The organism is Streptomyces sp. NPDC107471 (assembly GCF_055582845.1).
In genome coordinates this window covers 516361-530101 of the sequence record NZ_JBVJPC010000001.1, presented here as the reverse complement: position 1 = coordinate 530101, position 13741 = coordinate 516361, and the positions used below count along the sequence as shown (strand labels likewise).

Sequence of the window (13741 nt, the reverse complement as noted above, 5' to 3'; positions counted from 1 at the left end):
AGGAACGGCAGGCGACCGCCGGCCGGGCTGAGGAGGAGTTACGTGGAAGCAGTGATCGCGATCGTGGCCCTGCTCTTCGTGCTCTTCGTGGCGCTCGGCGCCTACGCCACGGTGAAGGTGGTCGGCGCCGCCAAGCGCGGCGTGGACCGCACCATCACCCAGGCCCGGCGCACGGTCGAGGACCACACCCTGCGCGCCAAGTCCTTCGCCCAGCTCGGCCCGGCGGGTGAACTGGCCCAACTGCGGCTGAGGCTGCGCACCTCGATGCGGGCCACCCAGGACGCGCTGCACGCGGGCGTCGCCGAGGACGAATCCCTCAAGGAGTCCCTCGGCCTCTTCCAGCGGCTCAGCGCGCACGGCCACGAACTGGACGGCGAACTCAAGCGCCTGGAGTCCGAACCCGACCGGGCGACGCTCGCCGAGCGCCTGCCGGGCCTGCGGGAGCGCACCGAGCGCATCACACAGTCGGCTGACGCCCTGCGCTGGGCGGCCCGTGACCGCGCCCGCCGCTTCGCCGACGACGACCTGGACACACTGAGCGCGCAGATCGACGTCGAGTCCGGCGCCCTGCGGCACTGGACGAAGACGGAGCCCGCCGCGACTCCGCCCCCGTGGCCCGAGGCGCCCGCCGCCGACGCCGGTCCCGAGCGGCAGACCTGGCCCGGGACGTCCGGCTCCCCTACCGCGGAGGAGCCGACGCGGCCCGCGATCACCCCGCCGGGGCCTCGCCCCACCTATCCCTGGCAGAAGAAACCCCGTCCCGAGAGCACCACTTGATCCGCACACGGCAGCCCCAGGTCACAGGGGCCGGGCTGCCACCCGGACGCTACGGCAGGTAACCTCCAGCTCATGTCCCGCCATGTCGCGATCGTCACGGATTCAACGGCCTACCTGCCGCAGGGGACGATGGAGCGGCACGGCATCACAGCGGTACCCCTGACCGTGGTCCTCGGTGACCGCGCGCTGGAGGAGGGCACCGAGATCACCGCCCGGTCGCTGGCCCAGGCACTCCAGAAGCGACGCCCCGTCACCACCTCGCGACCCAGCCCCCAGGCCTTCGCGGAGCACTACCGCAAGGTCGCCGAGTCCGGCGCGACCGGCATCGTGTCACTGCACCTGTCCGCCGAGCTCTCCGGCACCTACGACGCTGCGGTCATGGCGGCGCGCGAGTCGCCGGTGCCGGTGCGGGTGGTCGACACCGGCATGATCGCCATGGCGCTCGGGTTCTGCGCGCTCGCCGCCGCCGAGGCCGCGGAGACGGGCGGCACCGTCGACGAGGCGGTCACGGCCGCGGAGAAACGGGCCGCGGGCACCTCCGCGTACTTCTACGTCGACACCCTCGACTATCTGCGCCGCGGCGGCCGGATCGGGGCCGCGCAGGCCCTCCTCGGCTCCGCGCTCGCCGTCAAGCCGCTGCTGAAGCTCGTCGGCGGACGGATCGAGCCGCTGGAGAAGGTGCGGACGGCGTCCCGGGCCATCGCCCGCCTGGAGGAGATCGCGGCGGACCGGGCCGGCAGCGCGCCGGTCGACATCGCGGTCCACCATCTGTCCGCCCCCGACCGGGCGTCGGCCCTCGCGGACCGGCTGCGGGCCCGGCTGACGGGACTCGCGGATCTGCATGTGAGCGAGGTCGGGGCGGTGATCGGGGCGCATACGGGGCCTGGGTTGCTGGGGGTCGTGGTCTCGCCTCGGTGAGCCCGGGGGATGAGGGCGCACGGCGAGGTAGGGGTCCGCGGTCGTAGAGGTGGGTTCGTCACTCGTCCGGGTGGTCGGGTTTTCCACAACCGGTGGGTAATCCCCGGGAATTGACCAAGATCATCGCGAGGGCGCGGAGGTGTCCGATCCTCGGCGCATGGCACTTCGATCACGCTCACGCACAGCTACGGCGACCAGCGGGCCGGGCCGCGGACCTCGATCCGACGGACGCTCACGACACCGCCGACCGTCTGACACCCGGGACCTCGACCGTGACCGGGGTCAGGGCCGGGACCGGGACCGTGACCGGGATCGTGACCGGGGTCAGGGCGGCCGGGTCCGGCATCGGCACGCCGCCTCGGCGGACGAACTCCGGCGGCGGGCGGAGGTGCTCTTCGCCGAACGGGCGGGGGAGCGAAGGGACTCGGGGAAGGGACCGCCGCCGGAGGACGAGGCCGCGGGGATCGTGGAGGAACTTCTCCCGGACGACCGTCCCCTGGAAGGGAGTTGGGGAGAGTCCGGGGGCAGTCCCGGTGTCCTGCGTGAGCGGGCCGGGGCGGCTCTGCGGGAGCGGATGCCCGTGTGGTTGCAGACGCGGTGCGGGCTGGAGCGGCGGAGCGTACTCGCGCTCTCCGTACTGCTCGTCGTGGCCGCCGTGTTCGCCCTGCAGCACTTCTGGACGGGCCGGACACACTCCGTCCAGGCGCCCGAAGTGGTGCGCGCGGCGGCCCCGTTCGGGGAGAGCGGCGCGGAGAGGGGGCGGACCGGTGCCGGCGGACGGCAGGAGGTGGCCGGGTCCGTTGTCCCGGGCGGGAGCCCCGGCGCGGCGGGATCGGCCGGCGCCGAGATCGTCGTGGACGTCGGCGGGAAGGTCCGTGAACCGGGGATCCAGCGGTTGCCGGCCGGTTCGAGGGTCGCCGACGCCTTGAAGGCGGCCGGTGGCGTGCGGCCGGGCACGAACACCGACACGCTCAACCGGGCGCGCTTCCTCGTGGACGGCGAGCAGGTCGTCGTCGGCGGCCCCGCCGCACCCGCACCGGCCCCCGTACCCGGCGCGGGCGGTCCCGTCGCCGGTGGTCCGGCGGGTACGGCGACCGCTCCCGTCTCCTTGAACACCGCCACCGTCGACCAGCTCGACACCCTGCCCGGCGTCGGCCCCGTGCTGGCCCAGCACATCCTCGACTACCGCACCCGGCACGGCGGCTTCCGCTCGGTGAACGAACTGCGCGAGGTCAACGGCATCGGCGACCGCCGCTTCGCCGATCTGCGGAATCTCGTACAGCCATGAGGCGCGGCCCGCAGGTGCCGCGGAGGCACGAGGAGGCGTCACGTGCACGGGCCACTGTGCACGCCGCCTCGGGGACGCGGCTCGGGAGTGCTCACCCGCGGCAGGAGGGGCCCACGGATCTGCGGCTGGTACCGGCGGCTCTCGCCGCCTGGGCCACGGCCGCGGTGGCCCTGGACGTGTCGTCGGGATGGCTCACGGGGCTGGTGGCCGGCTGTCTGGTCCTCGCCTGCGCGCTGCTGTCGTGGCGGGGACGGGGGCGGGGGCAGGCGCAGGGGCGGTGGACGGTGAGGGGGACACGGGGCCCCGGTGGGAACGGCCGGGTGCCGGTCGCCGCCGTGCTGCTCTGTGTCGCGGCGGCCGCCGCCTCGGCCGGACTGCACGGCGCCGATCTGCGGCGGGGGCCGGTGCCCGCGCTGGCCCGGCAGTACGCCACCGTGACCGCCGAGGTCCAGGTGACCGCCGACCCCCGGCTGACCCGGCCCCGGATCACGGGGGACCACGCGGCCCCGACCGCTGTCGTCATCGAGGCCGACGTCCGGCGGGTGGAGACGGAGGACGGGGCAGTGGTGGCGACGAGGGCGCCGGTGCTGTTGATCGTCGACGCGCGTGCGGGGGCCGGTTCGGGAGGAGAGCTGACGGCCGCCGACCGTTCCGGGAGCGATGGGGCCGGTAGGGGCAGTGGGGCCGGTAGGGCCACGCACGGCTCGACGCCCGCCGTCGAAGGTCCCGCTCGCTCGCCCTGGCTCGGGTTGTTGCCGTCCACGCGGGTGCGGGTCACCGCGCGTGCCGCGCCGGCGCTGGTCGGGGGCGACCGGGTCGCGGCCGTTCTGCGGGTGCGGGACCGGGCCGGCCCCGAGGTCGTGGGGGAGGCGTCGGGGACGCAGAGGTTCGCGGGGCGGTTGCGGGCGGGGCTGCGGGAGGCCACCGACGGGTTGCCGGCGGATGCGCGGGCCCTGTTGCCGGGGCTCGTCGTCGGGGACACCGCGCGGATCACACCCGAGTTGGACGAGGCCTTCAAGGAGACCGACCTCGCACACACGCTCGCCGTCTCGGGCAGCAACCTCACGATCCTGCTCGCCCTGCTCATCGGGCCGCCCGGACTCGCCCAACTCGTCGAACGACGGGGCCTTGCGCCCCGCCTCGGGGTGTCGCTGCGGGCGACCGCGCTGCTCGGCGGCGGGCTTACCCTCGGGTTCGTCGTGGTGTGCCGGCCGGACCCGAGCGTGCTGCGGGCCGCCGCCTGCGGAGCCGTCGCCTTGCTCGCCCTCGCGACCGGACGCCGTAGGTCCCTCATCCCGGCGCTGGCGACGGCCGTCCTGCTGCTGGTGCTGTACGACCCGTGGCTGGCCCGCAGTTACGGCTTCCTGCTCTCCGTGCTGGCCACCGGGGCCCTGCTCACGCTCGCGCCGCGTTGGAGCCTGGCGTTGCGCCGGCGCCGGGTGCCGCCGCGGCTCGCGGAGGCGCTGGCCGCCGCCGCTGCCGCGCAGGCCCTGTGCGCGCCGGTGGTCGCCGTGCTGTCGGCGCGGGTCAGCCTGGTGGCGGTGCCGTGCAATCTGCTCGTGGAGTTCGCGGTCGCCCCGGCCACCGTGCTGGGCTTCGCGGCGCTGGCGACGGCACCCGTGGCGATGCCGGTGGCCGAGGCGCTTGCCTGGGGCGCGAGTTGGCCCGCCGGGTGGATCGCGGACGTCGCCCGGACGGGGGCGTCGCTGCCCGGCGGGGGAGTGGACTGGCCGGGCAGTTGGACGGGGGCGGGGCTGCTCGCTCTCGTCACCGGGCTGGTGCTGCTCGTCGGGCGGCGGTTGCTGGGACATCCCTGGTGGTGCGCCGTCTGCGCGTTCGTGTTCGTGCTCGCGGTCGTGCAGCCGCCGCCGTTGACCCGGGTGATCACGGGGTGGCCGCCGCCGGGCTGGCGGTTGGCGATGTGTCGTACCTTCCCTGTTGGATCAGCGTGTTGAAGCCGATATAGCAGGGCGGGACTGTGGCGGAATGGCGTATGTTTTGGGTACCGACGGCAAGGGCGCAGAACCGTACCCGGCTGGACCCGTTGACGGGGTGGGAGGACCTTGCCGCCCGGGAGGCGTCGGTGGGGGTACGCCCAGGTTCTCCCATTCTGCTCGCACCGGATTACCGGGTCGACGAGTTGCTGGGCCTCTACTTCAGCAGCTCCCCGTTCGTCCACTACACCCCTGAGACGAAGCGTAACTACGTCACTGACCTCTGCCTCTACTTCAATTTCTTGTGGCAGAGGGGGAAGCTATGGACGCAGGCCGACGCCGCTGACCTGAGCGACTATCAGTACTGGCGTCAAGAGGCCCCTGCCAATCCGCAGCATGTGGGTGGGGCGAAGTGGAATCGTGAACTCGCGGCATTGAGCGGTCTGTACAACTGGGCCTGCCGTGCCAGCAACGCGTTTGTGCCGGTGAACCCTGTGCTGACCCATCAAATCATGGGCCGGGACGGGAAGATGATGGAGATCCCCCTGCTTAGATCGGGAGACGCCAAAGGCAGCAACGTGCACTGGCTTACTCCGCGTGCCTTCCGTCGCTGGGTGGACGTGGGCCTGCGCTGCCAGACCCGGGAGGGACTGCCGACACGTGAGTGGGCCGGACGACTGGAGGATCGCAACGTCGCCTGCGCCCACCTGCTCTACAGCTCGGGAATGCGGCTGCTGGAGGGGTCTTCGCTGCTGACGTTCGAGGTCCCGACGCTGAAGCTTGACGGCGGCCGCTACTACGCGGGCCGGGTGGCCGAGGCGGTGACACGGTCCAAGAAGTCGCGCACGTACTACGTCTCGGCCGGTGTGGTGGGAGAGATCGAGAGCTACGCGGAGTCTTCCCGGGCGGCAGTGATCCGCAAGGCCCAGGCGGCGGGCCGATACGAGAGCCTGCCCGAGATGCGGCTGGTCACCGAGGTCACCGGAGGCCCCCGCCGGATCATCCACTGGTACGACCAGGACGGTGTTGTGGGTGAGACCGACCTGAATCTAGCCACCGCCGCGAAACGACTGACGTTCTACACCGAGGGTCCGCGCGGTCCTGAGCCGCTGTGGTTGTGGCTGAACGAGCAGGGCCTGCCGTTCCTGCCGTCCTCGTGGGAGGGCGTTTTCAGGACTGCCAACACGCGGTGCAAGAAGGTCCTTGCGCCCGAGGGCACGAGCCCGCTGAGGCTGGTGCCAGGTGTGGTGGATGCGCCCTATCTGACGCCGCACGGATGCCGGCACAGTTTCGCGCTCTACATGTTGGTGATCTTGCATCACCTCATGGACGAGCGGTTCGGTCTCACTCCGGAGGAACGCCGGGACTACCGGCTGCTCTACGGCGACCCCTGGCGGATGGTCCAGGATCTACTCGGTCACGCAAGCCGTGAGACGACTGTCGAGCACTATCTGGCGCCGGTCGCTGACCTGCAACTACGGTCTTTGCTGGCAACAGCGCCCGCATCGCAGGCGGGTGAGGCTGCGGCAGGGTCGCTCGACTCGGTCTTCGCCCGGCTGGCCCGGGAAGCCGAGGGAATCCAGGACATCGACGACAGAATGACCGCGGCATGAGCCGCCGTGGACGCAAGGCGGCACTGCCGCCCGGTGAGCCTCCCCGCCGACCGCCGACGCAGGTTCCGGGCACGCTGCTGGTCGAACACCTCGACAAGAAGGGCCGCATCGCCCGCTACGACTTCGCACAATGTCAGGGACCGGCCCCGCTTAAGGCGTCACTGGCACGGCTGTTCGCAGGGTGCTGCACACGCGGAATCTGGGACTCACTCGACACGAGTAGCAATGCGTTCTGGGTTGTCCGGACATTCACGACGTTCATGTCAGAGCACCATCCGGAGGTCGAGGACGTGGACGACGTGACGGCGGTCGTCTGGAAGGAGTGGAAACTCAGCCGCCCTGCAAGGTCGGGGGGAAACACCCAGGTCAAACTCATCGCCCGGCTGCTGCGGAAGGATTCGCGCCTGAGCGAGACGGCCCGGGAAGCCATCATCGAACGAAGCACCCCGGTCAAGGCATCGGAACAGTCCTATGGCCCGGCCGAGTTCACACAGGTCGCCACCGTGGCACGGCGCATTTTCAGGGCCGCTCACCTGCGCATCACCGCCAACGCCGCCCGCCTGGCGGCCTGGAGGGCTGGTGAGTACGCAGAGGGCAGTGACGAGTGGCTGGTGGGTGAGGCGCTCGACTGCATGGCCCGCACCGGGGACACTCCCCACTACATTGGGCAGGGCGGTCGGCGCAGGCCTGTCTACCGCTATATCCGGCCGCTGGGCGGGGCGAACGCGTTGTACACGTGGCGACGCCTGTTTCCCAATCTGTCCGAGATGACGGCACTGGCGACGCTGCTGACCGTTGAGCACGGACTGAACCTGTCGACGGCAGCGCACCTGGCCGCTCCCCGAGCGGCACCGGATCCAGGCGAGGACGGCTTCCCCGTCTATCGGCTGGAGCTGGAGAAACAGCGCCGAGGCCGCGGCCGACACTTCGAGACCCGCAACCTCGCCGACTTCGGCGCCGCCTCACCCGGACGGCTGATTACGCAGGCGCTGGAAGTCACCGCCTTCGCCCGCGCTGTGGTCCACGAGCAGGCCCCTGACCTGGACCGGCTCCTGATCTGGCGCGATAGTTCCGGACGGGCTTACGGCGAGGACATCGTCCGGGTCGGACCGTTCGGCGTCGGCACGACCACGGCCTACGCGAGCGTCTGGGCAAGGGCTGAGGGCCTATCGGGATCGCCGTTCCGGCGCACCCGGCGCACAGTCAATGTCCTGCACCGGCGTGAGCCGGGCCAGAACACCCAGGACACTCACGACAGCGTCTACGTTCTGCCGGACCGTCAGGCACAGCAGGAAGCCGCCGGCACCATCGCTGACGGGGCCGCCTCGGCCCTGCACAAGGCTCGTGAGACGGTGCTGGTCGCCGTTCTGCGGAATCGTCCCGACCCGCAGGACGAACTGGCCGCGACAGCGGACTGCCACGACAGCAAGCACAGCCCCTTCACCGCACACGGCGTCAGCTGCTCGGCCTCCTTCCTGCTGTGTCTGGCTTGCCCCAATGCCCGTATCCATCCGGGGCACCACCCCCGTCTCGCCCACCTCCACCAGGCACTGGAGAACCTCCGAAGTGTCATGGATCCCGCCGAGTGGCACGCCGACTGGTACGACATCCACGCCCGCCTGAACCATCTGAGGAAACTCTTGGGCCCACCCGCATGGGACAAAGCGCTCCAGGACGTGACGGGGGCCGACCGGGACATGATCGACCACCTTCTCAAAGGGGACTTCGCCCAGTGACCCTGCTCGCCGACGCCTTGCCGCGTCCGTCCCGTCTTCCTCAACCCGGTGATCCGGCCATCGGTACTGAGTGGCTCGTTGCCGGTTACACCGGACCCGTCGCCGCCTACGCCGCCAGCGCCTGGCCCCTGGCACCTCTGGTCGACAACCCGAGCGCGACCCGGCACGTCATCCACTGGAACGAGTTCCCGGCCGGAATGCGGGAAGAGTTCCGGCTCCTCGCTTGGACGATGATCAACGGTGGTCTACCGAACGGCTTCCTCCACGGCCGGGGGGCTGGCTGGCGGTCGCGGATGGGTTCCTCCGCCTTCTACGCCACGGTGCTGCGCTGGCGGCGCCTGGCTGTCTGGCTGCACCAGCGCGGTCTCACCACGCTCGCCGGGATCACGCCGCAGTTGCTGGAGGAGCATGTGGCCGGTGTCCGGGGACGCGGTCTAACTCGCGGCGAGGTGAGCGGGGTGCTGACGGCCCTGACGCGCCTGTGGGCCTTTGACCAGGTCAGCCCTGCTCCGATCGGGGTGTGTGAGCCTCCGTGGGAACAGGAGGGAGCGGATGACTATCTCCCGGCGGCCACCTCGGCCGGAGAGAATGCCACCGACCCGGTCACCGAGCAGACGATGGGCCCGCTCCTGATCTGGGCGATGCGGATGGTGGACGACTTCGCGGGCGACATCCTGACCGCCTGGAGCGAACATCAGCGCCTGCGGACCGCAGCCCTGAGCCAGAAGGCGAGCAGTGACTCGCGCACGGCTCTGCGGGCTTACCTGGACGACATCGCTGCCGAGAACCGTCCGGTTCCCGCCGTCTTCACCAAGGGCGAGCACCGCCTGGCCCACGCTTACATCGCGGGCACCACCGGTGCCTCCATTGCGCAGTTGCAGCACGCAACCCGCGGGTGGGGATGGGGCGCACGCGTGAAGGAGAACCCGGGACCGTGCCCTCTTGCCTCACCCGTCACTGGCAAGGTCGACAGCTTGCCTTGGCGGTCGGTGATCGACTACTCCGAGGCTGCGACGCTCATGAGGCATTTGGGCACCGCCTGCTTCATCGTCATCGCCTATCTGACGGGCATGCGCCCTGGCGAAGTGCTCGGCCTGCGCACGGGCTGCTGCCCGGACCCCGAGGACGGAGGCAGGCACCTCATCCGCGGGCACGTCTACAAGACCGCCCGCGACGATATGGGCAACCACCTGTCCTCGGGCCAACTGCGCGACGTCCCGTGGGTCGCCATCGCCCCGGTCGTCCACGCGATCCGCGTCCTGGAGCGCTTCGTCCCCGACGGCCAGCTCCTGTTCGACCACAAAGCCCACGACCTGATGGCCTCCCGGCCCGGGGTGGGATCGCTGAACGCGGAGACGATGGGACAGCGCATCACGGACTTCATCACCTGGGCCAACGGGGAAGCAGTCCGCCTCGAGCGGCCGGGCGAGACCATTCCCCCCGACCAACACGGCGGTGTGTCTGCTACCCGCTTTCGCCGCACACTGGCCTGGCACATCGCCCGCCGCCCCGGCGGTCTGGTAGCCCTGGCCGTTCAGTACGGCCATATGCGCACCGCAATCAGTGCCAGCTATGCTGCCCGCAGCAGAGACGGCATCCACGATCTGCTCGACGTGGAGACCGCCCGCGCCACCATCGACACCGTCGCTGACCTCCAGGCTGGCCTGGAAGCGGGGGAAGGCCTTTCGGGTCCGGCGGCCCGCCGGGCCATCAACGCAGCAGCTCATGCACCCCAGTTCGTGGGCACCCTCATTACCCCGCGGCAGGCCCGCAACGTCATGAGCAACCCGGATTTGGCCGTCTATGACAACCAGAACGCACTGCTGATGTGCGTCTACAAGGCCGACAAGGCACTATGCCGGCGCGAGGGCGCCAAGAGTGCCCCGTCCCTGGACCGCTGCGTGAGCACCTGCGCGAACATCGCCCGCACCGACCACCAAGCCGATCAACTCCAACAACGAGCCGAGGAGTTGGAGTTGAAATCCCGGCACGTCCCGCACGCTCTCGCGCAGCGTTTCCGGACCAGCGCGGCCCGCCTGCGCGAGGCCGCCGACCAGCATCGCCTAACCCGTATCACTCTCAGGAAGTCCGATCAGTGAGCCCGGCCCTCGACGAACGCGACCGCATCCGCGCCGCCATGGACCGCATCATGGCTGGTGCCGCCGAGCACTCGAGCGGTGCCATGACGATCGTGGCCCTGGCCGCCGAAGCTGGTGTTCCCCGCAACGCGCTCACCCAGCGCCACCTGGACCTGAAGAACGAGTTCTACGCGAAGGTCAAGGAACGGGGCCAGCCCACGGACGCCGAAGTGCGGCTACGCAAGCGAATTGTGAAACTCAAGGAGCTCCGTGAGACAGACCTGCTCGAACTCGGCGAGCTGCGGGCTGACCGCGAGGCCCTGGTCAGGGTCGTCAACCAGTTGACTCTGGAGAACCGTCAGCTACGCCAGCAACTGGCGTCTCCTGGCCCCGTCGTCCGCCTCCTGCCCACCCAGCCTCAGCCTCCCGCCGGCTGAGCAGGCGGCGGGCTTGGACGGTCAGTGCTATCTCGGCCATTAGAACCCGGATGCGCTGTTCGAACTGGTCGGAGACCGGCGACCGCGTCGCTGTCCTGCCTGGCGGGGCGCCGAGTGTCCACGGTTCGCCGGAAGGCGAACTCGTCGCGCCAAACGCCAAGCCCTGCCTTCCCCAGCCAGTACTCGGGCGCCAAGAGGCGGATCCTCCCACGAGGGCGACCATGGACATATGGGTCTGGATACCGAGGTGCGATTGAAGTTCGGACGATCGCGAGTGCACACCGCTGAGCTCGAGGGAGCGATCCGCACATATAGAGACCGCAGGCCGTTTGGGATTCACCCGGAGGAGGAGCTAGCGACTGGTGATCTAGTCTATCGCGTCAAGGTAAGCGAGTCCCCACCGATCGAGATGAGTCTGCTGTTGGGTGATGCTATCCACAATGCGCGATCAGCCTTGGACTACCTTGCTTGGCAGCTGGTGATAGCTGGCGGAGGGACGCCAAATAAGCGCACTATGTTTCCGATTGCGGAGAGTCGGGATAAGTTCAGGGAGAGGTACCAAGCGGACCTGAGGGGCTCATCACCAGCCGCCATAGCGGCAGTACAGGCTCTGCAACCCTTCTCTGGCGGCGACGAGCGCTTCTGGCGCCTGCATCAGCTGGATATCGAGGACAAACATCACCTGCTCGTTACCACTGGTGTAGCTCTCGGCAGTGTCAACGTGTCTTTTAGCGTCCCTGGCATAGACCCCCTAGTGGTTCCTCTGAAGCCAGCCGATAGAGCATACCCACTTCAAGACGGCGAGGAAGTATTTCGGGTAAAGAAGGCAGTCAAGGAAGGCGCCGACCGAGGAGTGGGTGGGGCTCATTCGTTCAGCTTTGATGTTGCCTTTGGCGAGGGGGGCGTCGTCAGCGGCGAGCCCATCATTCCAACACTTTCCGATCTGGTCACTGGGATCGAGGGGGCAGTTGCACCATTGTTCGCGTTCCTGACGTGACCTCACGCGCAGGGCCAGGAGGCTTAAGGCCGTGTCCTACGTGGTCAGGCGGACGAGTCGTTTGTAGCAGCACGCAGCAGCGGCGAAGCCGAGAAAGGCCAGGTAGTTGCGGGGATTGTGCTCGTAGCGAGGGTTCAGACGTCGGTAGCCGGACAGCCAGGACATCGTCCGCTCGATGACCCAGCGGCGGCGGCCCAATCGCCCGCTGGACTCGATGCCTTTGCGTGCGATCCGTACTCCGATGCGCTTGCCGCGTACCTATTTCCGCAGGTCGGCGCAGTCGTAGCCTTTGTCCGCATACAGCCGCTGGGGCTTGAAGAACCGGCCGCGATCGAGGTCGTGTCTCGTTCGGCGACCCTCGACCATGGGCTTCAGCCCTTCACTGTCGTGCGTGCTGCCGGCCGAGACGCCGACGAGGAGGGGCAGTCCGTTCGCGTCCGACAAGATGTGCATCTTGGAATCCGGCTTGCCGCGGTCCACGGGGCTCGGACCTGTGTATTCGCCCCCTTTTTAGCGCGGACGTGGGCGGTGTCGAGGACGACGCGGGTGACATCGACCAGGCCGGCGTCGTCAAGTTGGTGCAGCACGGCCTCGTGCTGTCGGCCCCAAGACATCGGCCCGCGACCAGATCAGGAACGGCGGTGGGCCGTCGACTTCGAAAGCCGAAGCAGGGCGGCAGTGGGCGCCAGGCGCAGCCGCTAACCATGACGTAGACGATCGCCGCGAACAGCGTCCCATCAGGCGTGGCCAAGGTGCCTCCACCCTGCGGCCGCACCTTGGACGGCGGGATCAACGGCCTCGCGATCTCCCACAACCCCTCCGGAACAATCCAACTCCACGTACCCCGCCCCGTGCCCGGCTCAACGACGCCTCACTACGTAGGACGCGGTCAAGCTCGCTCCATTAGTCGTCGTTAGCCTATGCAAGGATGATGAGCAGACGCATCGACCATGCTCACTCTTCCGACTTTCGCTCAAGAACCAAAATCTCACTTGCCATAGTCAAGAACGCGGTACTGCCATACGTGACAAGCCTATAAACCGATAGCGGTATGTAGGTCACGGTTACCGGATGTGCTAAAACCATGTCCCACAACCGCATTGTGTGGTCGTTGCTGGTGGTGATGGCATGGGGGCGGCCATCGATCTGCGTCACCGCCACCGTATTTACCCGGTCAGTGTGGCCGGTGAGAGTGGCACGTTCAGTCCCAGCCTCCAGGTCCCACACCCGCACCGTGCGGTCGTTGCTGGTGGTGACAGCATGCGGGCGGCCCTCGATCTGCGTCACCGCCACCGCGAGCACTTCGCTGGTGTGGCCGGTGAGGGTGGCCCGTTCGGTGCCAGTCTCCAGGTCCCACACCCGCACCGTGCTGTCATCGCTGGTGGTGATGGCATGGGGGCGGCCTTCGATCTGGGTTACCGCCACCGTATTCACCTGGTCGGTGTGGCCGGTGAGGGTGGTCCGTTGGGCCCCAGATTCCAGGTCCCAGACCCGCACCATTCTGCCGTCTCTGGTGAGGTCGTTATGAGTGATGAGGGCATGGGGGCGGCCTTCGATCTGCGCAATCGCCACCGCGAGCCCCGGGCAGTCGAGGAAGGTGCGTGCGGTCCCCGCTTCCACGTCCCACACCCCCACCGCTCCTTCGTCATCGCTGGTGGTGATGGCATGGGGGCGGCCTTCGATCTGTGCTATCGCCACCGCAAGCACCGTCCTATAGTCGACCATGGAGGTGGCTCGTTCTGTCCCAGCCTCCAAGTCCCACACCCGCACCGTGTGGTCGGAGCTGGTGGTGACAGCATGCGGGCGGCCTTCGATCTGCGTCACCGCCACCGCAAGCACCGGCCGAAGGTGGCCTCTGAGGGAGGCCCGTTCTGTCCCAGCCTCCAAGTCCCACACCCGCACCGTGTGGTCGGAGCTGGTGGTGACAGCATGCGGGCGGCCTTCGATCTGCGTCACCGCCACC

Annotated in this window: 9 protein-coding genes and 2 pseudogenes; 9 read left to right on the top strand and 2 right to left on the bottom strand. The window is 69.0% G+C overall.

Going from position 1 to position 13741, the window contains the following annotated elements; all coding sequences use genetic code 11:
• Positions 1-42: 42 nt before the first annotated feature.
• The 9 genes and pseudogenes from ACZ66S_RS02380 to ACZ66S_RS02340 all read left to right on the top strand — a co-directional run bounded on the left by ACZ66S_RS02380 (position 43) and on the right by ACZ66S_RS02340 (position 11778).
• Positions 43-777 carry a hypothetical protein gene (locus ACZ66S_RS02380; protein WP_469899056.1) on the top strand — a complete coding sequence of 245 codons (735 nt, stop codon included), beginning with the start codon at positions 43-45 and terminating at the stop codon, positions 775-777.
• Between the two features lie 72 nt (positions 778-849).
• Positions 850-1695 carry a DegV family protein gene (locus ACZ66S_RS02375; protein ID WP_469899055.1) on the top strand — a complete coding sequence of 282 codons (846 nt, stop codon included), beginning with the start codon at positions 850-852 and terminating at the stop codon, positions 1693-1695.
• A 388-nt stretch (positions 1696-2083) separates the two neighbouring features.
• On the top strand, positions 2084-2983 hold the full coding sequence (locus ACZ66S_RS02370) for a ComEA family DNA-binding protein (RefSeq protein ID WP_469899054.1): 900 nt from the start codon (positions 2084-2086) through the stop codon (positions 2981-2983).
• Positions 2980-4908 (top strand): annotated as a pseudogene (locus tag ACZ66S_RS02365) (ComEC/Rec2 family competence protein); the annotation flags it as partial. The gene ACZ66S_RS02370 and the pseudogene ACZ66S_RS02365, both read left to right, overlap by 4 nt.
• 68 nt (positions 4909-4976) lie before the next feature.
• Positions 4977-6530 (top strand): site-specific integrase, encoded by a 1554-nt coding sequence (locus ACZ66S_RS02360; RefSeq protein ID WP_469899053.1) that lies wholly within the window; start codon positions 4977-4979, stop codon positions 6528-6530.
• On the top strand, positions 6527-8266 hold the full coding sequence (locus ACZ66S_RS02355) for a hypothetical protein (protein ID WP_469899051.1): 1740 nt from the start codon (positions 6527-6529) through the stop codon (positions 8264-8266). Before ACZ66S_RS02360 ends, ACZ66S_RS02355 begins: the two co-directional genes overlap by 4 nt.
• Positions 8263-10365, top strand: coding sequence for an integrase (locus ACZ66S_RS02350; protein WP_469899050.1), 2103 nt, complete (start codon positions 8263-8265; stop codon positions 10363-10365). Before ACZ66S_RS02355 ends, ACZ66S_RS02350 begins: the two co-directional genes overlap by 4 nt.
• Positions 10362-10781: a hypothetical protein gene (locus ACZ66S_RS02345; RefSeq protein WP_469899049.1), complete on the top strand. Its 420-nt coding sequence runs from the start codon at positions 10362-10364 to the stop codon at positions 10779-10781. Before ACZ66S_RS02350 ends, ACZ66S_RS02345 begins: the two co-directional genes overlap by 4 nt.
• 229 nt (positions 10782-11010) lie before the next feature.
• On the top strand, positions 11011-11778 hold the full coding sequence (locus tag ACZ66S_RS02340) for a hypothetical protein (RefSeq protein WP_469899047.1): 768 nt from the start codon (positions 11011-11013) through the stop codon (positions 11776-11778).
• A gap of 36 nt (positions 11779-11814) precedes the next feature.
• Here the strand turns inward: ACZ66S_RS02340 and ACZ66S_RS02335 are convergent.
• Both ACZ66S_RS02335 and ACZ66S_RS02330 read right to left on the bottom strand, forming a co-directional pair.
• A pseudogene (locus tag ACZ66S_RS02335) lies at positions 11815-12607 on the bottom strand (IS5 family transposase).
• Positions 12608-12732: 125 nt separating this feature from the next.
• Positions 12733-13741, bottom strand: a 1009-nt coding sequence (locus ACZ66S_RS02330; protein ID WP_469899046.1) for a WD40 repeat domain-containing protein, incomplete at its 5' end; no start/stop codon positions are given.

What these genes read in the sequence shown, in the direction of transcription:
- ACZ66S_RS02375 (WP_469899055.1), top strand. Translation starts at nt 850, where the DNA reads ATGTCCCGCCATGTCGCGATCGTCACGGATTCAACGGCCTACCTGCCG.
- ACZ66S_RS02360 (WP_469899053.1), top strand. Translation starts at nt 4,977, where the DNA reads ATGTTTTGGGTACCGACGGCAAGGGCGCAGAACCGTACCCGGCTGGAC.
- ACZ66S_RS02355 (WP_469899051.1), top strand. Translation starts at nt 6,527, where the DNA reads ATGAGCCGCCGTGGACGCAAGGCGGCACTGCCGCCCGGTGAGCCTCCC.
- ACZ66S_RS02340 (WP_469899047.1), top strand. Translation starts at nt 11,011, where the DNA reads ATGGGTCTGGATACCGAGGTGCGATTGAAGTTCGGACGATCGCGAGTG.